Source organism: Sphingomonas endophytica (genome assembly GCF_001476895.1).
Lineage (GTDB): Bacteria > Pseudomonadota > Alphaproteobacteria > Sphingomonadales > Sphingomonadaceae > Sphingomonas > Sphingomonas endophytica_A.
Genome location: NZ_LDTB01000003.1, coordinates 21,244 through 43,380, shown reverse-complemented (window position 1 = coordinate 43,380; position 22,137 = coordinate 21,244). Strand labels below are relative to the sequence as shown.

The window sequence follows — 22,137 nt, the reverse complement described above, 5'->3', positions numbered from 1 at the left end:
GGTTCGCAATCCGTTCACGAGGAAGGCGCCGGGACATGCTGACACGCAAGCAGCACGAGCTGATCTGCTTCATCGAAGATCGCCTTGCCGATACCGGCGTGTCGCCCTCGTTCGAGGAAATGAAGGACGCGCTTGAGCTGAAGAGCAAGTCGGGTGTCCACCGCCTGATCAGCGCACTGGAAGAGCGCGGCTATCTGCGCCGGCTGCCGAACCGCGCCCGCGCGCTGGAGGTCCTGAAGGCACCCGAGCGCGGTGCCGAGGCGAAGAAGGCCGCGCCGCCGTCGATCAAGCGCGCGATGCCCGAGCCCGCGAACGACGTCGTCGAGATCCCGCTGCACGGGCGGATCGCGGCCGGCGTTCCGATCGAGGCGTTCGAGGGATCGACGATGCTGCCGGTACCGGCGGCGCTGCTGGGATCGGGCGAGCATTTCGCGCTGGAGGTGGCGGGCGACTCGATGGTCGAGGCGGGCATCTTCGACGGCGATTATGCGCTGATCCGCCGGCAGGAGGTGGCGCGTGACGGCGAGATCGTCGTGGCGCTGATCGAAGACAGCGAGGCGACGCTCAAATATTTCCGCCACGAAGGCGCGATGATCCGGCTCGATCCGGCCAATCGCGCCTACGATCCGCAGCGTTATGCGCCCGCGCAGGTGCGCGTGCAGGGGAAGCTGGCCGGGCTGCTGCGCCGCTATTCGTGACCGCCGTGATCCACGGGTGTGCGTCGCCGGGCGAGCGGACCGTCGCGACGCGCCCGGTGGCGAAGGTCACGGCGACGCCGCCGGTTTCGACAAGCGTCGCGCGGTCGAGCGTCAGCCAGCGCGCGCGACAGCGACGTGGCAGGCGTCGATCGCTGACCACCACGTCGGCGCGGCGGCATAGCGGGACGAGACGAGCGGCCGGCACCAGATAGGCGCTGCGTGTCGCAAGGATGCGCCAGGTCCGGCCACCGCGACGGCGTTCGATCCAGCACAGATCGCGATTGCACGCCGCACCGGCGGCGTCGCTCAAGAGCAGCGGATCGCCGTCCAGACCGCCAGCCTCGGCCAGCAGATCCCGCATATAGTCCCCGGTGCGGTCGCGCAGGATCGCGACCTGCCCATTCTGGTCACGCAGCGCGAGATGGCGACCGTCGCCGGTGACGATCAGGTCGGGCACGGGCGTGACGAGTGTCCAGATCGCGCCCGTCGCGATCGGCAGCAGCCCGAGATACCGCCAGCGCGTTCGCCAGATCGCCAGCCACAGCCCGCCGCCGAGCAGCGCCGCGAACGCCCCCCGGGGCATCACCGGCACGGCGGCGACCGCGCCCGGCGCCGCCGCCACCGTCCGCGCGATCCACAACAGGATGTCGAGCGCCTTATGGGCCATCCACCATGCCGGCGCCCCCAGCCCCGTCGTATCGAGCAGCAGTGCCAGCGCCTCGACCGGCATGACCACGAAGGTGGTCAGGGGGATCGCCACGATATTGGCCAGCGCTCCGTACAATCCGGCCTGATGGAAGTGGAATACCGCGATCGGCATCAGCGCCAGTTCCACGACCATGCCGGTCAGCAGCAACGATGCCAGCCCGCGCGCCAGCTTGCGCAAGCGCGCTTCGTCGCGGGGCGCGAACCAGCTCCGCACATGCGGATGTTCGTGAAGCGCGACGATCGCGGTCACGGCGGCGAACGACAGCTGGAAGCTGGCCCCGACCACCGCTTCGGGCCAGAGCAACACCACGATCAGCGCGCCGACCGCGACCAGCCGCAAGGTCAACGCCTCCCGCCCCAGCGACAGGGCGACCAGCACCATCAGCGCGGCGACGCAGCTGCGGATCGTCGGCACCTGCGCGCCGGTCAGCCATGTATAGCCGATGGCGGCGACCGCCCCCGCCGCCGCCGCGGCGAGCGGCAGCCGACCGGTGAGCGCCAGCCACGGCGACAGCGCCAGCAACCGCAGCGTCAGCCACATCACCAGCGCGACGGCCGCCGTGATGTGCAGCCCGCTGACCGAGAGCAGATGCGCGAGCCCGGCGCGGCGCATCGCCTCGGCATCGTCCTCGGCGATCGCGCCGGTGTCGCCGGTCGCCAGCGCCGCCGCGATCCCGCCCGCGCTGCCCGGCAATGTCGCCTCGATATGGCGGGTAAGCTTTTCGCGAACCCCCTCCCCGGTCATCGCCACGGGAGAGAGCAATGTCACCGGCGCGAAGCCGCGTCCGCTCGCCCCGAGCCCCGCGAACCACGCCACCCGCGCGAAGTCATAGGCACCCGGCACGGCCGGCGGAGCGGGCGGCATCAACCGCGCGCGCACGCGCAACACAGCCCCGCGCGCCAATCCGGTCGGCACCGCCGTCGTCTCCAGATTGACGCGGACCAGTGCCGGCACGGGCACCACCCGCGCGTCCCAGCCGCGCAGCGCCAGCGTGACCCGAACCAGCCGCCGCGCCGGCAGCGGCTCGACGCGCGTCACGGTCCCCGCGATCGTCGCGATCACCGGCCGCGCCAGCAGCGGCGCGGCCACCCGCTCGGCGCGCCACCATGTCAGCGCCAGGCCGATCGCGACCGCCAGTGCCACCCCCGCCAGCAACGCCGGCCCGCGCCCGCCGCGCGCGCCGGCCAGTGCCGCCAGCGCGATAGCCAGCGATCCCAGCAGCGCCGCCGCCCACGCCCGCGCATCAGGCAGCACGAACCACGCGCCCGCCCCCGCACACAGCGCGACCGGCACCCAGAGCACCAGCTGGTCGCGCTCCGCCTCCAGCCAGTGTTCGATGCGGCCACGTATCAAAGCGATGCCGAGCCGCGCCCGCGTTTGAAGCGCGCGCAATGCTTTGCTAGAGGCGGGCGCGGCTGAACTGGCCATTCGATTTTCCAGCCTGGGAGCAAGCGCGCTTGAGCGCAACCGACAAAACCGCCAGCGCGGACGGCCGCGCCGTCGTCACCCGCTTCGCCCCGTCGCCGACGGGGTTCCTTCACATCGGCGGCGCGCGCACCGCGCTGTTCAACCTGCTGTATGCGCGCCATCACGGCGGCACGTTCCGCCTGCGGATCGAAGACACCGACCGCGCGCGCTCGACCCAGCCGGCGATCGACGCGATCCTGTCGGGGATGCGCTGGCTCGGACTCGATTGGGACGGCGAAGAGGTCTATCAGTTCGCGCGCGCCGATCGTCACGCCGAGGTGGCGCGGACGATGGTCGAGCACGGCCATGCCTATCGCTGCTACCTGACGCAGGAAGAGCTGGAGGCGATGCGCGCCGAGGCGCAGGCCGCCAAGCAGCCACTGCGCATCCGCTCGCCGTGGCGCGACCGCACCGATCATCCCGCCGACAAGCCCTATGTCGTCCGCCTGCGCGCGCCGACCGAGGGCGCGGTGACGATCGAGGATCAGGTGCAGGGCAGCGTCACCGTCCAGAACGCCGAGCTGGACGATCTGGTCCTGCTGCGGTCCAACGGCACGCCGACCTATATGCTGGCGGTCGTCGTCGACGATCACGACATGGGGGTGACGCATGTCATCCGGGGCGACGACCACCTGAACAACGCATTCCGCCAGCTGCCGATCTATCGCGCGATGGATGCGATCGAGGGCGGTTGGCCCGACCCGGTCTATGCGCACATCCCGCTGATCCACGGCAGCGACGGCGCGAAGCTGTCGAAGCGCCACGGCGCCGTCGGGATCGAGGCGTATCGCGACGATCTGGGCATCCTGCCCGAGGCGCTCGACAATTACCTGCTCCGGCTCGGCTGGGGGCATGGCGATGCCGAGATCATTTCGCGCGCGGAAGCGATCGAATGGTTCGATCTGGCGGGCGTCGGCAAGTCGCCGAGCCGCTTCGACCTGAAGAAGCTGGAAAATCTGAACGGGCACTATATCCGCGCCGCCGACGACGCACGGCTGGCCGATCTGATCGCGGAGAAGCTGGGGTTCGATCACGACGATACCCGACGTTCGATCCTGCTGGCGGCGATGCCGTCACTGAAGCCGCGCGCCGCGAACCTGAACGAACTGGCGGCGACGACCGCCTTCCTGTTCGCGCCGCGTCCGCTGGTGGTGGAAGACGCCGCGCAGCCGCTGCTGGCCGGGGAAGCGCCCGCATTGCTGGGGCGCCTGCACACAGCGCTTGACGCGGTGCACAACTGGGATACGGAGACGACCGAAGCGGCGGTGCGTTCGGTGGCCGAGGATGCGGGCGTGAAGCTCGGTCAGGTCGCCCAGCCCCTTCGCGTCGCCCTTACCGGCCGCAAGACCTCGCCGGGCATCTTCGACGTACTCGTCCTTCTAGGACGCGATGAAAGCCTGGCCCGCATCGCGGACCACATTCCCGGCCACCGGGACTGACAGGAGAAGATCATGACCGAAGCCGCCAAGTTCTCGCTGTCGGGCAAGGAGCTCGACTATCCGGTCCTCTCGGGCACGGTCGGCCCCGATGTCGTGGACATCCGCAAGCTGTACGGACAGACCGGCGCGTTCACCTACGATCCGGGTTTCACCTCGACCGCGTCGTGCCAGTCCAAGCTGACCTATATCGACGGCGACGAGGGCGTGCTGCTCCACCGTGGCTATCCGATCGGCGAGCTGGCGGAATCGTCCAGCTTCATGGAGGTCTGCTACCTGCTGCTGAACGGCGAGCTGCCGGACCAGGGCGAGCTGGACAATTTCACGCACACGATCACGCGCCACACGATGGTGCATGAGCAGCTGGCGCAGTTCTTCCGCGGGTTCCGCCGCGACGCGCATCCGATGGCGATCATGTGCGGCGTCGTCGGCGCGCTGTCGGCCTTCTATCACGATTCGACCGACATCCACGATCCGCAGCAGCGCATGATCGCGTCGCACCGCCTGATCGCCAAGATGCCGACGATCGCGGCGATGGCGTACAAGTACAGCGTCGGGCAGCCGTTCCTGTATCCGGACAACTCGCTGTCCTACACCGGCAACTTCCTGCGCATGACGTTCGGCGTTCCGGCCGAGCCGTATGTGGTGAACCCGGCGGTGGAGAAGGCGATGGATCGCATCTTCATCCTCCACGCCGATCACGAGCAGAACGCCTCGACCTCGACCGTCCGTCTGGCGGGATCGTCGGGCGCGAATCCGTTCGCGTGCATCGCGGCCGGCATCGCCTGCCTGTGGGGCCCGGCTCACGGCGGCGCGAACGAAGCGGCGCTGAACATGCTGCACGAGATCGGCACGCCCGAGCGCATCCCCGAGTTCATCGCGCGCGCCAAGGACAAGAACGATCCGTTCCGCCTGATGGGCTTCGGCCACCGCGTCTACAAGAACTACGACCCGCGCGCGACCGTCATGCAGAAGACGGTGCGCGAGGTGTTCGAGGCGCTGAACGTGCAGGATCCGCTGTTCGAGACCGCGTTGAGGCTGGAAGAGATCGCGCTGAGCGACGATTATTTCGTCGAGAAGAAGCTGTTCCCCAACGTCGACTTCTATTCCGGCGTGATCCTGTCGGCGATCGGCTTCCCGACCAGCATGTTCACCGTGCTGTTCGCGCTGGCCCGCACCGTGGGCTGGGTGGCGCAGTGGAACGAGATGATCACCGATCCCGACCAGAAGATCGGGCGCCCGCGCCAGCTGTACACCGGCCCGGCGCAGCGTTCCTACGTCCCGGTCGATCAGCGCTGATCGACCGACCATGTTCCGGCTCCGCCCGATCCTGACCGTCATCGGCGTGCTCTGCGCGCTGATGGGAACGCTCTGGATCGCGCAGGGGCTGGGATATGTTAACTGGCCGCGCTCCAGCTTCATGCTGGGGCGTAGCATATGGGCGGATTACGGCAGCGGCCTGGCGGTGTTCGGACTGCTGCTGATCCTGCTGGCGCGCCGCTTGCGCTGAGCTATGCGGCGGCCGGCAGCGACAAGGTGAAGCACGATCCCTCGCCCATCTCGCTCCTGACCGTCAACGTCCCGTCCATCGCCTGGGCGAGTCGCCGGGCGATGTAGAGGCCGAGGCCGTTGCCGCCCGGCTCGCTCGAATCGCCGCGCGCGAACTTGTCGAAGATGCGTGCTTGATCCGTCGCCGAGATGCCGCGCCCCTGATCCGTCACCAGCAGCTGGACATGGCCTTCGCGGCGCTTCACGCGCATCCGCACCGTCGTGCCGCCGGGCGAGTAGCGTACCGCGTTGCCCAGCAGGTTGACGACGATCTGCAACGCGCGGCGATATTCGCCGATCGCGAGCGCCGGCGCCTCGCCGGCCAGGGGCGCGATCGTCACGTCGGCCTCCGCCGCCGCGACCGCCAGCAACCCGGCCGCCGCGCGCGCCACCTCCGCCAGGTCGATCCGGTCACGCGCGGTGGTGAAATCGGGACGCTCGATCGCCTCGAGGTCGACCAGATCGTCCACCAGCCCCAGCAAATGCCGTCCCGCGCTGGCGATGTCGGCGGCATAATCGACGTAATGCGGGTCGACCGGCCCGGCGTCGGCGGCGCGGATGCTTTCGGCCTGCGCGATGATCATACCCAGCGGCCCGCGCAGAACCCGGTGCAACCGGGCGTTGAAGTCGTTGCTCAGCCGGTCCGCCCCGCTTTCGGGCACGCCGGTGAAGGTGCCGCCGACGAATCCCGCGAACTGCCCCAGCGGATCGCACCGGACGTTCGCCGCCAGCCGCACCCGCCGGCCGGTCGATCGCAGCGAGGCTCGCTGGTCGGTAAAGCTGCTCGCGGTCGCCATCGCCTCCAGCAGCGGCATCCCGCCGTCGCCGGTCGCCTCCAGGACGAACAAGGTCGAAAGCGGCCGCCCCAGGATCGCGACCGGGTCCAGCGCGTGATCCCTCACCGCCTCGCGTGCGATCCCGGTGATCCGCAGCGTGGCGTCCGTTTCCCAGCTCCAGTCCGCGCCGACGGGCGGCATGACGCGCGCGATCGTTCCCACCGAGCCCGAACGCGCCGGATATTCGCGCAGCAACGTGCCCGCCACCGCCACGGCGCCGTCATCGCCCGGGATCATACGCACATGCCATTCGCCGTCGTTCCCGTCGTCGGCGATCGTCACCGTCCGCGCGACCGGCACCCGCAATCCGCGCGCAACCCGCAGCAGCGCGACCACCGGCGCCAGTGCCAGCGCCGCGCCCGGACGACCCGCCGCCCGCTCGTTCAGCTCGACAAAGCGCGCGTCGGCGCTGAGCAGCCGGTCGTCCGCATCGATCAGCGCGTGAATGGTGACGCGACTCATGGGCAAGACGGGCGCGTCAGGGTTCGCACCGCGGCGCGGAAGTCACGTGGCAGCCTGAGTTCGGCGAGCGCCTCCTGCGCCACGACGGGATCGAGCGCGGCCAGCGGATCGAGCCACTCGATCAGCGCCGGCAGATCGCGTGCCGGATCGGCTTCCGAGAGCAGGAAGCCGATCCGGGCGATCGCATCGCGCGGCAACCCGGCGGCGCGCAGCGCGAGCCACAAGCGCTCGCTTTCAGAATCGAGCAACAGCCCGCGCGCCTCGCAGAAATCGGTACCCAGCGCCTCGGCGAGCAGGGCCACGAACAAGGTCGAGCGCGCACTCTCCATCGCGCGCAGCATCCAGTCGCCGCGCTGTCCCGGCACCGCGCCCAGCAGGACGGCGAGACGGATCGCAGCCGATTCAATCCCGTCGGAGGAATGGTCATCTTCGAGACAGCGCAGCGCCGCCTCGGACAGCGCGCGATCTGCCTCGGCGCCCCCGAGCGCACCGAGCCGCTCGCGCAGGGCCGCGGCGACCCACCAGGTCAACCGGCTCCGCAGCGGCGCGGGCAACATCGCATCCCGCTCGCCAGCCGCCAGCCGCCGCAAACTGTCCGCGACCAGATAGCGCACCGCCGCGTCGCTCCATCCGGCATCGGCGTGTTCGACCAGTGAGACGACGACCGTCGGCCCGGCGTCATGCGCGCGCAAGGTGGTGAGCGAGTCGTCGAGCAGGTCGATGCGCGCCTGCGCGATCAGCGCGGCGATCATCTCGGCATCGCGCATCAGTCCCGCGCCCAGCAGTCGCGGCCACGCCAGCGACCGGTTCGACTCCAGAACCGCCGCCGCCTCGCGCTGGTCCCGTTCGTTGAGCGTGCGCGCCGCCAAGCCGGCGATCCGCTGCTCGACGGCATCGACCGTCGCCTCCGCCAGCCGCAACACCGCCGCGCGGGTACGGTCGTCGAGGCGACCCGGTTGCGACAGGAAGATGTCGTGGACCGCCACCTCCATCCGCGCGGCCGCCTCATGCGCCGCCGCCGCCGCACGCGCGGCGAGGCGCGACGCGTCGCCCGCAAGGACGGCAGGTGAAGGCGTTACCGACATACTGCCGGATTAACGCCCGTTCGTTAAAGCGCCGCTAAGTCTGGCGAAGTCGCTCGACAGCGGCAATGACGGTCGCCGCCGCATACAGGCCGACGGCGGCGATCCCGACGGTCGGGTAGCCCAGCAACGCGAAGGGGGTCAGCAGCGCGAGGTACGCGGGGGCCACACCCCACCACGGGCGACGCCCGGTCGCGCTCGCCGCGCGCTCCCCCACGCCCCCGGCCAATACCGCCGACAGCGCCAACAGTCGCGCGCTGGTGGTGGCCGCCTGCGCATCGACGACCTGCGCCAGCAAAAGGATCGCCAGCGCGGGCGCGACCAGGATCGCGACACGGTTCGCGCGCAACAGCGCCGGTTCGTCGCGGAACAGCGCCAGCGCGCCGGCCAGCTCCGCCGCGAGCACGCCCAACAGGACCAGCGCCAGCCCCGCGCCGGTGGCCCCGAACCAGATCGTCGCCAGCCCGGCCAGCATCGCCGCGCCGGCGCCAGCGCTGCACGCCTCTGTCCCGATCCCGCGCCGCGCGATCCAGGGGATCGCGGTTCGGGCGAGCGGGCGCAGCACCAGCCGTTCGAACCAGCTGGGCCGCAGCGCCATCGACGCGGACAGCACCGCGCGCCCGCGCTCCTCCAGCGCCACCGCGCGCCGTTCGATCCCGTGTCCCATCTCCATACCGTCGAGGCGCAGCGCGACATGACGGGCGCCCGCCTGTTCGGCGGTGTGGACGAGCGTGGATTGCAGGTCGTAATCCTCCGGCAGGCGCGCGGCATCCGCCAGCCGCCCCGGCTCGATCCGCGCCACCCCGGCCCAGGCCGCGCCGCCGCCGACCCGTTCGAACAGCGGCGACGCCTGCGCGCCCGGCACGACCAGCAGCGCATCGCCCGGCTCGCCGGCCAGCGCGCTGACCACCCCCTCGGTCGTGACCAGCCCGTCGGCGATCATCACCACGCGCGCGAGCGGATGAAGCTTGGCCAGCGCATCCGCCGCGCTGCGCACCGTATCGACCGCCACGCCGCGCCGCCCGATCCGCGCGAGCGCGCCGATCAGTTCCGGGGTCAGGCGCGAGACGACGACGACGATCTGCGCCGCGTCGCACGCCAGCAGCAGCCGCGCCTGATATTCGATCAGCGTGGCCGCCGCGAACGGCAGCGTCGCCGCGAGCATTCCCGAGCGATCGTCCGCCTCGTGCGTCGCGAATAACAAGCCAGCCAGCATGGTTGCGGCTGTTAGGATGCGGCCTTGCGGCTGGCAACAACCGTGACGCGACCGGCGCTTGCGTCGAACCGAGCGTCGACACCCACCTGAATCGGCTTTCCGCGGACGGCAAACGTGATACATCCGGGCGATGAACGGGGGGCCGTCTTCCATTTTCGACATTCGACCGGCTGGCGCCGACGCGCCGGCAGCACATTCGTCCGACCTCACGCCTGCCGCGGAGCCGCAACTGTACGTGACCGATCCCGTCTTTTCCGACGATGCCGGACCGACGACGCCGCTGCGGCGACGCATGATCCTGGGCTGGCTTGCCGCCGCGCTGGCGGCCGGCTGGGTCGCGTTGCTGGTCTGGCTCGCCTCCCCCACCCTGCCGACGATGACTCCGCTGGCGCTGGCGCAATTCGGCGCCGCCGCGGCCACGGTGCCGGCACTGGCCGGGATCGTCTGGCTGCTGGCGCTCAGGACCAGCGATGCCGAGGCGCGGCGCTTCGGCGCGACGGCGCGCGCGATGCGAACCGAAGCGGCGGCGCTGGAAGGCGCGGTCGCCTCGCTCGGCGACGAGATAGAGGAACGGCGTGCCGCGCTGGCCGAGCAGGTGCGGTTGCTGACCGCGCTGGGCGAGGCGGCGACCGCGCGGCTGGCGACGATCGGCGAGGAGCTGTCGGCGGAGATCGCGCGTGCCGACGGCCATGCGCGCGCGCTCGGCACCGCGACCGGCGAGGCGGCGGAGCGGCTGAGCGCGCTGCTGGCCGCGCTGCCGCGCGTCGAGGCGGAGACCCGCCATCTGGCCGGGTCGATCGATCAGGCGGGGCTGGTCGCCTACGAACATTCCGCCGCACTGGACGCGCAGGTCGCGGCCCTGGTGGCGCGCGGGCGCGAGGCGGAACAGGTCGCGGGCGGCGCGGCGGAGAAGCTGGCCGCCTATATGCAGCGGATGGAGGCAACCAGCGCCACCGCCGGTGCGCGACTGGAAGGCGTCACCTCCGATGCGGCCGCGGCCGTCGATGCGCTGCTGGATCGGACCGCCGAGGCGATCGACGAGTCGCGCAAGGGCATCGTCGCGCAGGGCGAGGCGATGCTGGCGATGGTCAATGCCAGTCAGAACGCGCTCGATCACGCCGCGCGCGGCAATGCCGAGGCGCTGGCCGAGCGGATCGCGCTGGTCGAGGTGGTCATCGAACGGATCGCCGCGCGGCTGGACGCGCAGCGTGGCGCGGGCGAGACGCTGTTCAGCACGCTGGACGACGCGATCGACCAGGCGAGCGGACGCTTCGACGCGCTGCACGCGCAGGGCACCGAACGCAGCCGACAGCTCGCCGCGACGATCAGCGCGTTGCAGGCCACCACCGAGGCGCTGATCGCCGCGATGGACAGCGGCAACGGCTCCGCCGAGCGCACGATCGCCACCACGGAGAATCTGCTCGTCGCGCTGGACGCCGCCGCGCGCGAGATGGACGAGACGATGCCCGACGCGATCGCGCGCCTGGAAACGCGGGTCGGCTCCACCAAGCAGGTCATCACCGCCGCCAAGCCCGAGTTGCTGGCGCTCGTGACCGCCGCCGAAAGCACCCACGACGCGATCGAGGCGGTCGCGCAGGTCGTCGCCGAACAGCGCCGCACCGTCGAGACGCTGACCTCGCGACTGAGCGAAGGGCTGGAGCGCGGACGCGCGCAGGCCGGGCTGATCGGCGAAGCGGTCGAGGATGCGACGCGCCGCGCCGACGATCTGGCCGAGGAAGCCGCGCCGCGCCTGCTGGAGGCCTTGCTGCGCGTCCGCGAGACCGCCGCCGCCGCCGCCGATCACGCGCGCGAGGCGCTGGCACGGGTCATCCCGGAGGCCGCCGACGCGCTGGAAAGCGCGGGGGTCGCGGCGCTGGAGCGCGCCGTCGAGAGCGGCGTGAAACGCCAGGTGGAGCAGGTCGCGCGCATTTCCGAGACCGCCGTCGTTGCGGCAGCACGTGCCGGCGACCGGCTGCAGACGCAGCTCGACGGGATCGAGGCGACGATCGCGCTGATCGACCAGCGGCTGGAGGAAGCACGCACCGCCACCGAGGAGAATGAGCGCGATACCTTCGCCAAGCGCGCCTCGCTGCTGATCGAATCGCTCAACTCGGCCTCGATCGACCTGACGCGCACCTTCGCGCCGGAGATTTCGGACAGCGCCTGGGCGGCGTATCTGAAGGGCGATCGCGGCGTCTTCACGCGCCGCGCGGTCCGCCTGCTGGACGGCAGCGAGCAGCGCGACGTGGCGCGACTTTACGATGACGACGCCGGGTTCCGCGAGCAGGTCAACCGCTACATCCACGATTTCGAGGCGATGCTGCGCACGATCCTGGCGCAGCGCGACGGGTCGCCGCTGGGCGTCACCCTGCTGTCGTCGGACATGGGCAAGCTCTATGTCGCACTGGCGCAGGCGATCGAGCGCCTGCGCTGAACGACGTCAGAGCTTTTCGGCGGCGTTGAGATAAGCGCGCATCCGCTGCGTGCCGGTATCGGTCAGCCGCAGCAGCACGCGGCGTCGATCGACCGGATCGGGTTCGCGCTGCAGCAGATCGCGATCGACCAGCATCGAGATCTGGCGCAGCGCGGTGGTAAGTGGCGCCCCCGACGCCACCGCCGCGCTGGTGGTATAGGTGTCGCGCCCGGCGAGCTCCTGAACGAACAGGTCGAGCATCAGGTCGAATGCCGGTTCGCCGAACATCTCGCCCTCGAAATATTGGTGGCGCAGCCGGCGCTTCGCCAGGATCCGCTCCGCCGCCTGCCGCATCACCCGCCGCTCGTCCTCCACCGGCGGCCCGCCCAGCAATTCGACCGTAGCCATCAGGCGCCGGTTGGTGCCGGTATGGAACAGGCTGATGTGGTTCGTGACCCAGAACGCCCGACCGTCCGCGCCGATATAGCGCTTGGTGATCGAAAACGGCTCCCCGCCGTTCTGGAGCGCCGTGGCGCGCTGTCGATTGACCTCGCGATCGTCGGGATGGGTCAGTTCCAGCACGTCGCGACCGATCGTCTGGTCCCGCGAGAAGCCTAAAGCGGCGACGTAATCGTCATCGGCATCGACGATCCGCATCTGCTCATCGGTCAGACAGCTCAACAGGCTGCGCGCGCCCGCCCGGTCCATGTCCCTCGTCGCCCCCGTGCATCTTCCATCAGCGACGGCACGTCCGGCGACGCCCCCGCAATCGACAGAATTCCGTCGATCGCGGTGCGATGCAACACCATTTTGGTCGTATATGTAACGGGATGGCGGACATCACCCATGAGCCGGCGCGCGGTCCGGCTCATGGGCGACGAGGTCAGACCCGGCGATCGCCTGGATAGGCGAACAGCAGGTCGGCGTCCTCCGACGCGTGCAGTTCCTCGGTGCCGGTGACGGTCACGCACTCGCCCGCCTTCCACGCGACGCCCGCGACCACGCCCTCGCCCCGGATCGGCACCAGCCAGCCGGTCGTTCCCGCCGGCAAGTCGATCGTCCGCGGGCCGCCGGTCCAGCGCTCCAGCACGAATTTCGGCCCTTCGACCATGATCGTCCGGCCCGGCGCGACCTCTCCCGGCTGCGGCGGCGCGACATATGGGGTCAGTTCCGCCACCGCGACACCGTCGTCCAGATGCAGTTCGCGCGGGCGGCCGTAATCGAACAGGCGATAGGTGGTGTCGGAATTCTGCTGTACCTCGATCAGCGTCAGCCCCGCACCGATCGCGTGAATCACGCCGGAGTGCGAATAATAGAAATCACCCGCCTTCACCGGCTTCCAGTCGAGCTTGTGCTCCAGGCTGCCGTCCTCGGCGCTGGTGCGCAGTTCGTCGCGCGTCATCGGCTGAAGCGGACCGACCGCGATCGTCGAATCGGGCTCTGCCGCCAGGATCGTCCAGCATTCGTCCTTGCCGCGCGGCAACCCGCGCTTGTGCGCCTCTTCGTCGGACGGATGGTTCTGCACCGACAGCTTCTCGCTGGTGAACAGATACTTGATAAGCAATTCGGGCTCTTCGGGATGCGGCGACTGGAACCAGATCTCGCCGATCGGCTCCCCGCCCGGCGCGGGATCGGCGAACCCGGGGTAGAGATGATGACGCCCCCACGGCTTTTCGACGCGCTTGGTGGCAAGCAGGGTGGCGGGCATCGGCACTTCCTTCGTTACGGTTGAATCGTCGCGATAACGTGTCGTGGCTAGCGGTCGTTGCGCGCGTGTGAAAGCCGTTGTTCGCGGGGCGCGGGTTACGCTAAGGACCGAGGCGATGCGTACCCCCTTCATCCGCCCGCTCACCCTTGGGCTTATCGCCGCGCTCGCGCTTCCCGTTGCCGGTTGTGCGGGCGGCGGCGGCCGCAACAAGGCCGACCTGCCCTATGTCGCGCGCGACGTCGGCACGCTTTATTCAGCGGCGAAGCTGCGGCTGGACCAGCACCGCTACAAGGAAGCCGCCGCGCTGTTCGACGAGGTGGAGCGCCAGCATCCCTACTCCGTCTGGGCCCGCCGCGCGCAGTTGATGGGCGCGTTCAGTTACTATCTGGCCGGCGAGTATACGCAGGCGATCCAGGGTGCGCAGCGCTTCCTGTCGGTCCATCCGGGCAATCGCGACGCACCCTATGCCTATTACCTCGTCGCGATGAGCTATTACGAGCAGATCAACGACGTCACGCGCGACCAGAAGATCACGCAACAGGCGCAGGATTCGCTGGGCGAGTTGATGCGCCGCTATCCGAACACCCGCTATGCCGCCGATGCGCGGCTGAAGCTCGATCTGGTCCGCGACCATCTGGCGGGCAAGGAGATGGAGATCGGGCGCTTCTACGAACGGCGGCGGCAATGGCTGGCGGCGACGCTGCGCTTCCGGCGCGTCGTCGATCAGTATCAGACGACGACGCATACGCCCGAGGCGCTGATGCGGTTGACCGAAACCTATCTGGCACTGGGTGTCCGTAACGAGGCGGAAAAGGCGGCGGCGGTGCTGGGCGCCAACTATCCGGGCAGCGACTGGTATGGCCGCGCCTATAAATTGATGAAGGACTATCCGCCCAAGGCGATCGCGCCGCTGGCGCCGGGCCAGGCGGTGGTGCCGGTCGCGACCAAGCCGGCGATCCCCGGCGAGGCCACGTCGGCGGCGCCCAAGGCGGAGGCGCCATTGCCGCCCACGCCGACGACCACCGGGGGCGACGCGCCAGCGGGTGTTCCCGCGCCCGGCGTCAACTCCCCCTCCCCCGCCACCAACCCGGTCGGCGGCTAAGGCGGCGACGCAGAACAAAAAGGGTAAACATCCGCGTTTTTTGCGGGTAAGGAGCGCGTGCCCATGCTGACCGCGCTTGCCATTCGAGACGTCGTGCTGATCGAGGCGCTGGAGCTGGAGTTCGGCCCCGGCCTGGGGGTGCTGACCGGCGAAACCGGCGCGGGCAAGTCGATCCTGCTCGACGCGCTGGGCCTCGCGCTCGGCCGGCGCGGCGAAAGCGCGCTGGTGCGCAGCGGCGCGGCGCAGGCGGTGGTGACCGCCACCTTCGACACGTCGCCCGCCGTCGCCGCGCTGCTGGCCGAGAACGGGCTGGAGATCGATCCGGGCGAGCCGCTCATCATCCGTCGGATGGTGAAGGCCGATGGCGGCAGCCGCGCCTTCGTCAACGACCAGCCGGCCTCCGCCGCTTTGCTGCGCGAAATCGGCGGGATGCTGGTCGAGATCCATGGGCAGCATGACGATCGCGGGCTGTTGGCGGCCAGCGGGCATCGCGCGCTGCTCGACACCTACGCACGGGGCGGCGTGCGCGACGTCGCCACCGCTTATGCCGCCTGGCGCGATGCGCGCACCGCGCTGGATGAGGCGCGCGCCGGGATCGCCACCGCACGGGCGGACCGCGAGTGGCTGGAACATGCCGTCGCTGAACTGGACGCGCTCGCCGCCGAGCCGGGGGAGGAAGAAACGCTCGCCGAGCGTCGCCGCGCGATGCAACGCGCCGAGAAGACGGCCGGCGAGTTGGAGGCGGTGACCGAACATCTGGAGGGCAGCGCCGGGGCGATCAGCCACCTGCGTCAGGCCGCGCGCGTGCTGGAACGGATCGCCGAGGATCATCCCGCGCTGGCCGAGGCGCTGGCGGCAATCGATCGCGCGCTGATCGAAGGTGCCGTCGCCGAGGAGAAGCTGCGCGACGCGGGGGTGGCGCTGCTTTATGATCCCCGCCAGCTGGAAGAGGATGAGGCGCGGTTGTTCGAGCTGCGCGCGATGGCGCGCAAGCATCGCGTGCAGCCCGATGCGTTGCCGGATCTCGCCGCCGAATTGCGCGGGCGGCTGGAACGGCTGGACGCCGGTGAACAGGGGCTGGCCGCGCTGGAGACGGCGGTCGAGCGCGCGCGCGCGGCCTATGACGCGACCGCCGAACAGCTGACCGCGATCCGGATCGCCGCCGCTGCGCGGCTGGACGCGGCGGTCGCCGTCGAACTGGCGCCGCTGAAGCTGGATGCGGCACGCTTTCGCACCGTGGTTGCGCCGTTGCCGGAGGCGGAATGGTCGGCGGCCGGGCGCGACCGCGTGGAATTCGAGATCGCCACCAACCCGGGCGCACCGTTCGGTCCGCTGGCGAAGATCGCGTCCGGCGGCGAATTGTCGCGCTTCATCCTGGCGTTGAAGGTCGCGCTGGCGGAGGAAGGCGGCGCGGCGACGATGATCTTCGACGAAATCGATCGCGGTGTCGGCGGCGCGGTCGCCAGCGCCATCGGCGAACGCCTCGGGCGGCTCGCCGAGACGACGCAATTGCTGGTCGTGACGCACAGCCCGCAGGTGGCGGCGCGCGGCGCAGCGCATCTGCTGATCGCCAAGGCGAGCGACGGCACGGTGACGCGCACCGGCGTGCGCCCGCTCGACGCCGGGGGGCGGCGCGAGGAGATCGCCCGGATGCTCTCGGGAGCGACCGTCACCGACGAGGCACGCGCGCAGGCGACGCGATTACTGGAGACGGCATAGCCGCCGGCTTGGTCCGTGGCGCGATGTACGTCGACGGGCCTGTTTCGGCCTGACCGCCGACTCGAGCGAATGCCGTGGTGAACGTCGCCAGAAGCGAGACCATGAAGCGGCGCTTTGCATGGCGCCGGGTTCCGCGTCGACCGAAATCCGTAACGATGAGCGCCCCGGTCCTCGACCCCGCCCCCTTCGCAGCAACGCGCATCGGACCTCCGCTGGACACGACAGGCTCTTGTTTGATATGATACAATATCACATCAACAAGCGACAACAGCGACGTGGCCACCCTTCCCCCATACCCGACGACCGACGCCGACGTGGCGATCGGCGACGCGATCCACATACTCGATCATATCCTCCAATCGCCGGTCGCGCTGGCCGTGTGGCGCCGCGCCGCGCCGGCCGGCATCGCGATGCTCGACCTGGACAGCGTCGACGACCTCAGTTTCACGCTCGATCCGAATGACGACGCGATCGCCCCCCTGCTCGACGCCGGCTATCCGACCGACACCGCGCGCGCCCTGCGCGACGATATCGCGATGCTCGCACTGGCGCACCGCCGTCTGACCGGCGCGCGCACGATCGCGGTGCGGCTGGACGTCATCGAGACGGACGCCTGCCATCGCTTCCATGCGGATTATGTGACGCTGCGGATGCTTAGCACCTATTGCGGCGCGGCGACGCAATGGTGCCGGACGGCGACGCCCGACACGATCGGGCAGCTCGGCACTGGCGACGTCGGCGTGTTCAAGGGCCGGATCGCGATGGCGGAACCGACGATCCTCCATCGCTCCCCGCCGGTGCGCGCGACCGGCGAGCAGCGGCTGTTGCTGGTCCTCGACCCGGCCTGAGCGGCCGCGCCGGTCAGTCGCGGCGCTTCGTCTCGGCCGGCGCGCTCGGGTCGGCGTCGTCACCGCCACGATCGGTCCGCGCGGTCATGCCCGTCGCGGAGGCGTCGTCCAGCATCTGCTGGTCAGGCGCAGGATCCTCGGCCGGCGGCAGCGCGGCGGTGTCGTTGCTCGGCTCGGGGCTCGGCTCGACCACCGGGGTCGGCTCTTCGGTCGGGGTCGGCTCGGGCGTCGGCTCGAGTTCCTGCACCGTCATGTTCATCTCGGGCGGCTCCGGCTCCTGCCGCGAGCATCCCGCGAGCCCCAGACCTGCCAGTGCGATCACCGCCGCACCCCGCCGCCACTGCGTCATTCGTTTTCCCTTCACGTCACTTCGCCGCCAGCGCTTGCGCGTCGGAGCGTCGCTGAACCGTAGCAGCCAGCTTGCCGTCCCATCCATAAGGATCTTCGCGAAAACCGACCTGGCCGTCCGCACCCGCGAACGCCGACCAGTAGAGCAGGTACACGCTGACCGGTTCCGCCATCTTCGCACGCACCGTCTTGCCGGCGGCCACGGCGGCGTCGATCGCCTCCGGCTGCCAGTCCGGGGTGGTCGCCATCAGCAGCTTGGCGAGATCCTCCGGCTTTTCCAGCCGCACGCAGCCGTGGCTGGCGAGTCGGTCGAACTTGGAAAAGCCCGACCGCGCCGGCGTGTCATGCAGGTAGACCGCGAAATCATTGGGGAAGTCGAACTTGAATCGCCCCAACGCGCTCTGTTCGGACGCCTGTTGCAGCCGCTTGCCGCCATCCGGCGTCTCGATCACGCGAAAGCCGTTGCGCTTCAGATAGCCGGGATTGGCGCGCTCCTTCGGCCACAATTCCTTCGTCGCGATCGAACTGGGCACGTTCCACGGCGGGTTGATGACGATGCTGCTGATCTGCGACACCAGCATCGGCGTCTCGTTCCCCGGCCGTCCGGTGACGGCGCGCATCGACATGATCGGCCGGTCGCCATCAAAAGCGGTCAGCACCGCCGCGGCGATATTCACCTGCACCCGGCGACGATCCAGCGTCGGCGGCAGCCAGCGCCAGCGCTCCAGATTGGCCATGATCTGCTGCACGCGCTGTTCGACCGGCACGTTGAGCGCGGCCAGCGTCTGCGCACCGACCTGCCCAGCCGGGTTGAGCCCGTAGCGGCGCTGCGCCCGCCGCACCGCCTCCAGCAGGGCGGCATCGAAACGATCGCCGGTGCCGGTCAGCTCCGGATCCTCGATCGCCAGCCGCTCGCGCAAGCGCGCGACGGCAGCGCCGCTGCTTCCATAGGTCGGCGCCACGGTCAGGGTTGGCCAGCCGCCCGCCGCCGCGATCCGGCGATAGCGGCCCAGCCCTTCCACCAGCGTATCATACCCCTGATAGGGCGGCGGCAACGACCGTACCCACGCCGCCAACCGGTCGCGCGCGACTGCGTCGGCAAAGCCCGGCAGCGGATCGAAAGCGGTCGGACGGATCCCCCAGTCGCGCTGGAAATCGGACGGCATCAGCCGCCCGCTGTGCACCGCGATCGCATGGTCGAGCGCCACGCGCACCAGCGATGCTGCGTCGAGCCGATCGAGATCGGTGCGCGGCTTGTTGCTCAGCCCCTGCGCCACTTCGTCGTTGGCGATCAGCGTCGCGAGCTGCCGCTGCTGCGCGGCGGTCAGGGTCGGCAGCGGTCGCTGCGGCTGGACCAGCGGGATCGGGGTCGATGCCGGCGCGGGCGGCGTGACCGGCACCTGCGCGACGGCAGGCGCGGCGATCGCCAGCGCGGTGAGCAGGGTCGGGGAAAGCTTGAACACCATCATGATCGCGCGTCTATCACCTTTGATTCGCCGGGTTGAGCCATCGAATCGTGCAATCTCGCTTTCGGTCGTCGCATCGATCGCGCCGGGCCATGTCGTCCTGAACACCATCGCTGCAACGATCGGGCGCCGGAAAGGTGGCGCGGCGGCGTTAACCAATATTTATCGACCGCCTTCTACAGCCATCGGTCAATAGTTTCCGTGAGTTGGGGGTTTCGGGTGCACAAGACGGCCTTTTACCTGTCGGCGGCGGTCATCGCGCTGACGACGATGCCCGTAGCGGCGCAGAACCTGCGCGGCGCGGCCGCCGATGCCAAGCCGGGCGAGAAAGCCGATACGTCACCCAACACCGCCGACATCGTCGTCACCGCCACCCGCCGGTCGGAGCGACTGTCGAACGTGCCGATCGCCGTATCGGCCTTCGGTCAGGCGGCACTGCAGAATTCGGGCGCGACCGATATCCGCCAGATGACGCAGATCGCCCCGTCGCTGATGGTGTCCTCGACCGGTTCGGAGGCCAATGCCACCGCGCGCATCCGTGGCGTCGGCACGGTCGGCGACAATCCCGGCCTCGAAAGCTCGGTCGCGGTGTTCATCGACGGCATCTATCGCAGCCGCACGGGCGCGGGCCTGAACGACCTGGGCGAGGTGGAGCGTATCGAGGTGCTGCGCGGGCCGCAGGGCACGTTGTCGGGGCGCAATTCCTCGGCGGGCGCGATCAGCATCTATACCAAGCTGCCCGAATTCACCTTCGGCGGCATGGCCGAAGCGACCTATGGCAATTACGACGCCGCGCGGGTGCAGGCCGCGCTGACCGGGCCGGTCGTCAAGGATCTGCTCGCCTTTCGCGTCGACGCGGTCGCCAGCCGCCGCGACGGCTTCCTGAAGGATGTCGTCAACAACACCGACTATAACAACCGCAACCGTTATTTCGTGCGCGGCCAGTTGCTGTTCACGATCACCCCCGACCTGGCTGTACGTTTCATCGGCGATTACACGCATCGCGACGAGAAGTGCTGCGGCGCCGTCTACACCGACACGCGCGAGAAGACCGATCCGACGCCGGGCGTCCCGGGCGATTACGCGATCAATCCGGCGGGCAACCGCGTCACCGCGATCCTGCGCAGCCTGGGCGGGGTGTTGCCGAGCGAGGGCGATCCCTACAACCGTCGCATCGCGCAGACGCCGGGGCGCGCCTATTCCGCGCTGACGACCGACGGTGGTCTGTCGATGCGCGTCCGGTGGAACATCGGCGCGACGCAGCTCACGTCGTTGACGGCGTATCGCGAATACAAGTCCGGCGGTGCCGCCGATCTCGACTACGGCAATGTCGACATCGCCTATCGCCCCGACGACGGCAATGCCTATCGCCGGTTCGACGTCTTCACGCACGAAAGCCGCCTGTCGGGATCGATCCTCAACAATCGCGTCGACTGGCTGGTCGGTGGCTATTACGCACATGAGAATCTGCGCGTCGTCGACAATCTACGCTTCGGCCGGCAATATGGCGCCTTCGCGGCATGCCGGGTGGTCGCGACGATCAATCCGGCCGCCGCGCTGCGCAACCCCGCCAACAGCGGCTGCCTGAGCGCGGCCGGGCGCGCGGTGCTGACCGGCGCGGTGGGGACCGGCATCGTCGGCGGCATCGACCGGCTGAGCACGTTGAACGACCTGGGCAGCCTGCGCGACGTCTATGCGCAGACCAGCGAGAATTTCGCGTTCTTCACGCACAACATCTTCAAGGTCACCGACCGGCTGAACCTGACCATCGGCTTGCGCTACACCAACGAACACAAGACGCTGGGCGCCGGGTTCAATAACAACAATACCGTCTGTCCGGCGCAACAGTCCGCGCTTCGCCCGCTGCTGGGCAGCACCAACCCGACGCTGCAATCGCTGGCTGTCGGGATCGTGACGCTCACTTGCACCGGCAATTCCACTTCCGCGCTGTCGGGCGTGGCGATGAACGACCAGATCCACGAGGGGCAGCTGACCGGCACCGGCGTCGTATCGTGGAAGCCGGCCGACAGCACGCTGATCTACGCCTCCTACGCGCGCGGCTACAAGGCGGGCGGCTATAATCTCGACCGTTCGGACCTGACCCCGACGGTCTTCGCCACGCCGACCGCCGCCAGTGTCGTCAACCTGCGCTTCGACCCCGAAACGGTGAACGCTTATGAGCTGGGGCTGAAGTTCAGCTCGCGCCAGTTTACCGCGAATGTCGCGGCCTATCGCTCGGAATTCACCAACTTCCAGCTCAACACCTTCAACGGCACCAATTATATCGTCCAGAATATCGGCGGGTGCGACACGTCGCTGAACGGCGCGGATCGCGATGCGTCGTCGGCGACCGGTGCCTGCACCGGCAAGGTCGGCAAGGGCGCGGTGACGCAAGGCGTCGAGATCGAGGTCGGCATGTACCCGACCAACACGGTCACCGTGAACCTGGGCTATACGCTGGCCGACGCGAAATATCAGCGCGATCTGGTCGGCAGCAAATCCGGCGAGCCGCTCAACGCCGCCCTGTTCCTGTTGTCCGGCAGTCAGATGTCGAACGCCCCCAAGCACACCGTCACCAGCTCGTTCACCTGGACGCCGGCGTTGGGCGGCAACGGGCTGAGCGGCCTGTTCTATGTCGATGGCCGACTGACCAGCGACTATAACACCGGATCGGACCTGTTCATCGAGAAGATGCAGGACGGCTTCTTCCTGATGAACGCGCGCATCGGCGTGCGGGGGGCGGAGCAGCGCTGGGCGATCGAATTGTGGGCGCAGAACCTGCTCGACACCAATTATCAGCAGGTCGCGTTCAGCGCCCCGTTCCAGGGCTCCTATTCGCAGTCACAGGTCCAGCGCTTCGGCGCCCCGACCTACGGCACCGCCAACTCGCTGTTCGCCGCCTATCTCGGCGAGCCGCGCACCTACGGTCTGACGCTCCGCACGCGGTTCTGACGGGCTGAGGCGCGGATGGCCCCGGCCATCCGCGCCCTCACGTCATCCCCGCAGCAGCATGGCGGACGCGGCGACCATCGCTCAAGGGCATGGATGGGCGATCAGTCTCCCCCGAGCCCAGCCGCCA

Annotated in this window: 17 protein-coding genes and 1 pseudogene; 10 read left to right on the top strand and 8 right to left on the bottom strand. The window is 69.4% G+C overall.

Annotated elements, in window-relative coordinates; translation table 11 throughout:
* Positions 1 to 35: 35 nt before the first annotated feature.
* Complete coding sequence (lexA, locus tag NS334_RS17520; protein WP_083500177.1) at positions 36 to 698, top strand: transcriptional repressor LexA; 663 nt, start codon at positions 36 to 38, stop codon at positions 696 to 698.
* A gap of 577 nt (positions 699 to 1,275) precedes the next feature.
* Here the strand turns inward: lexA and NS334_RS01405 are convergent.
* Positions 1,276 to 2,835 (bottom strand): annotated as a pseudogene (locus NS334_RS01405) (ComEC/Rec2 family competence protein); the annotation flags it as partial.
* Positions 2,836 to 2,864: 29 nt separating this feature from the next.
* Here NS334_RS01405 and gltX point away from each other — a divergent pair.
* The 3 genes from gltX to NS334_RS01390 are packed head-to-tail and all read left to right on the top strand — an operon-like array spanning position 2,865 to position 5,820.
* On the top strand, positions 2,865 to 4,313 hold the full coding sequence (gene gltX, locus NS334_RS01400) for a glutamate--tRNA ligase (RefSeq protein ID WP_058754192.1): 1,449 nt from the start codon (positions 2,865 to 2,867) through the stop codon (positions 4,311 to 4,313).
* 12 nt (positions 4,314 to 4,325) lie between these two features.
* A complete protein-coding gene (locus NS334_RS01395) occupies positions 4,326 to 5,609 on the top strand; it encodes a citrate synthase (protein ID WP_058754191.1) in 1,284 nt (427 codons plus the stop codon).
* Between the two features lie 10 nt (positions 5,610 to 5,619).
* Positions 5,620 to 5,820 (top strand): hypothetical protein, encoded by a 201-nt coding sequence (locus NS334_RS01390; protein WP_058754190.1) that lies wholly within the window; start codon positions 5,620 to 5,622, stop codon positions 5,818 to 5,820.
* A 1-nt stretch (position 5,821) separates the two neighbouring features.
* On the opposite strand, the gene NS334_RS01385 is transcribed toward NS334_RS01390, so the two are convergent.
* Genes NS334_RS01385 through NS334_RS01375 form a run of 3 tightly spaced genes read right to left on the bottom strand, consistent with a single transcriptional unit; the run spans position 5,822 to position 9,454 of the window.
* A complete protein-coding gene (locus tag NS334_RS01385) occupies positions 5,822 to 7,156 on the bottom strand; it encodes a sensor histidine kinase (protein WP_058754189.1) in 1,335 nt (444 codons plus the stop codon).
* Positions 7,153 to 8,241, bottom strand: coding sequence for a DUF2336 domain-containing protein (locus NS334_RS01380; RefSeq protein ID WP_058754188.1), 1,089 nt, complete (start codon positions 8,239 to 8,241; stop codon positions 7,153 to 7,155). The genes NS334_RS01385 and NS334_RS01380 overlap by 4 nt, the downstream gene beginning before the upstream one ends.
* Positions 8,242 to 8,275: 34 nt before the next feature.
* Positions 8,276 to 9,454 (bottom strand): hypothetical protein, encoded by a 1,179-nt coding sequence (locus tag NS334_RS01375; protein WP_058754187.1) that lies wholly within the window; start codon positions 9,452 to 9,454, stop codon positions 8,276 to 8,278.
* Positions 9,455 to 9,689: 235 nt separating this feature from the next.
* Here NS334_RS01375 and NS334_RS01370 point away from each other — a divergent pair, with 235 nt between their 5' ends.
* Positions 9,690 to 11,888, top strand: a complete 2,199-nt coding sequence (locus NS334_RS01370) for a hypothetical protein (RefSeq protein WP_241491770.1) — start codon at positions 9,690 to 9,692, stop codon at positions 11,886 to 11,888.
* A gap of 6 nt (positions 11,889 to 11,894) precedes the next feature.
* Here NS334_RS01370 and NS334_RS01365 read toward each other — a convergent pair whose 3' ends face one another.
* Together NS334_RS01365 and NS334_RS01360 are read right to left on the bottom strand one after the other, a co-directional pair.
* Positions 11,895 to 12,575, bottom strand: a complete 681-nt coding sequence (locus NS334_RS01365) for a PAS domain S-box protein (RefSeq protein WP_058754185.1) — start codon at positions 12,573 to 12,575, stop codon at positions 11,895 to 11,897.
* 175 nt (positions 12,576 to 12,750) lie between these two features.
* On the bottom strand, positions 12,751 to 13,575 hold the full coding sequence (locus tag NS334_RS01360) for a class I mannose-6-phosphate isomerase (RefSeq protein ID WP_058754184.1): 825 nt from the start codon (positions 13,573 to 13,575) through the stop codon (positions 12,751 to 12,753).
* Between the two features lie 115 nt (positions 13,576 to 13,690).
* Here NS334_RS01360 and NS334_RS01355 point away from each other — a divergent pair, with 115 nt between their 5' ends.
* From NS334_RS01355 to NS334_RS01345, 3 genes are all read left to right on the top strand, one after another.
* Entirely contained in the window at positions 13,691 to 14,677 is a 987-nt protein-coding gene (locus NS334_RS01355; protein WP_058754183.1) for an outer membrane protein assembly factor BamD, read from the top strand.
* 63 nt (positions 14,678 to 14,740) lie between these two features.
* On the top strand, positions 14,741 to 16,396 hold the full coding sequence (gene recN / locus NS334_RS01350) for a DNA repair protein RecN (RefSeq protein WP_058754182.1): 1,656 nt from the start codon (positions 14,741 to 14,743) through the stop codon (positions 16,394 to 16,396).
* 275 nt (positions 16,397 to 16,671) lie between these two features.
* Positions 16,672 to 17,244 (top strand): DUF1826 domain-containing protein, encoded by a 573-nt coding sequence (locus tag NS334_RS01345; RefSeq protein WP_241491769.1) that lies wholly within the window; start codon positions 16,672 to 16,674, stop codon positions 17,242 to 17,244.
* Positions 17,245 to 17,257: 13 nt separating this feature from the next.
* Here NS334_RS01345 and NS334_RS01340 read toward each other — a convergent pair whose 3' ends face one another.
* A complete protein-coding gene (locus NS334_RS01340; RefSeq protein ID WP_058754181.1) occupies positions 17,258 to 17,593 on the bottom strand; it encodes a hypothetical protein in 336 nt (111 codons plus the stop codon).
* Positions 17,594 to 17,609: 16 nt separating this feature from the next.
* Positions 17,610 to 19,058, bottom strand: coding sequence for a L,D-transpeptidase family protein (locus tag NS334_RS01335; RefSeq protein WP_058754211.1), 1,449 nt, complete (start codon positions 19,056 to 19,058; stop codon positions 17,610 to 17,612).
* On the opposite strand from NS334_RS01335, the gene NS334_RS18070 reads away from it, so the two are divergent.
* Both NS334_RS18070 and NS334_RS01330 read left to right on the top strand, forming a co-directional pair.
* Positions 19,048 to 19,254 carry a hypothetical protein gene (locus NS334_RS18070; RefSeq protein WP_153002536.1) on the top strand — a complete coding sequence of 69 codons (207 nt, stop codon included), beginning with the start codon at positions 19,048 to 19,050 and terminating at the stop codon, positions 19,252 to 19,254. The genes NS334_RS01335 and NS334_RS18070 overlap by 11 nt on opposite strands.
* A 74-nt stretch (positions 19,255 to 19,328) precedes the next feature.
* The gene (locus tag NS334_RS01330; RefSeq protein WP_058754210.1) at positions 19,329 to 22,010 is read left to right on the top strand and encodes a TonB-dependent receptor; all 2,682 of its coding nucleotides are present in this window, start codon (positions 19,329 to 19,331) and stop codon (positions 22,008 to 22,010) included.
* Positions 22,011 to 22,137: the final 127 nt, after the last annotated feature.

Bases quoted from the DNA above. Each gene is read 5' to 3' on its own strand.
- lexA (WP_083500177.1), top strand. From the start codon at position 36: ATGCTGACACGCAAGCAGCACGAGCTGATCTGCTTCATCGAAGATCGC.
- NS334_RS01395 (WP_058754191.1), top strand. From the start codon at position 4,326: ATGACCGAAGCCGCCAAGTTCTCGCTGTCGGGCAAGGAGCTCGACTAT.
- NS334_RS01390 (WP_058754190.1), top strand. From the start codon at position 5,620: ATGTTCCGGCTCCGCCCGATCCTGACCGTCATCGGCGTGCTCTGCGCG.
- NS334_RS01385 (WP_058754189.1), bottom strand. From the start codon at position 7,156: ATGAGTCGCGTCACCATTCACGCGCTGATCGATGCGGACGACCGGCTG.
- NS334_RS01380 (WP_058754188.1), bottom strand. From the start codon at position 8,241: ATGTCGGTAACGCCTTCACCTGCCGTCCTTGCGGGCGACGCGTCGCGC.
- NS334_RS01375 (WP_058754187.1), bottom strand. From the start codon at position 9,454: ATGCTGGCTGGCTTGTTATTCGCGACGCACGAGGCGGACGATCGCTCG.
- NS334_RS01365 (WP_058754185.1), bottom strand. From the start codon at position 12,575: ATGGACCGGGCGGGCGCGCGCAGCCTGTTGAGCTGTCTGACCGATGAG.
- NS334_RS01360 (WP_058754184.1), bottom strand. From the start codon at position 13,575: ATGCCCGCCACCCTGCTTGCCACCAAGCGCGTCGAAAAGCCGTGGGGG.
- NS334_RS01355 (WP_058754183.1), top strand. From the start codon at position 13,691: ATGCGTACCCCCTTCATCCGCCCGCTCACCCTTGGGCTTATCGCCGCG.
- recN (WP_058754182.1), top strand. From the start codon at position 14,741: ATGCTGACCGCGCTTGCCATTCGAGACGTCGTGCTGATCGAGGCGCTG.
- NS334_RS01340 (WP_058754181.1), bottom strand. From the start codon at position 17,593: ATGACGCAGTGGCGGCGGGGTGCGGCGGTGATCGCACTGGCAGGTCTG.
- NS334_RS01335 (WP_058754211.1), bottom strand. From the start codon at position 19,058: ATGGTGTTCAAGCTTTCCCCGACCCTGCTCACCGCGCTGGCGATCGCC.
- NS334_RS01330 (WP_058754210.1), top strand. From the start codon at position 19,329: ATGCCCGTAGCGGCGCAGAACCTGCGCGGCGCGGCCGCCGATGCCAAG.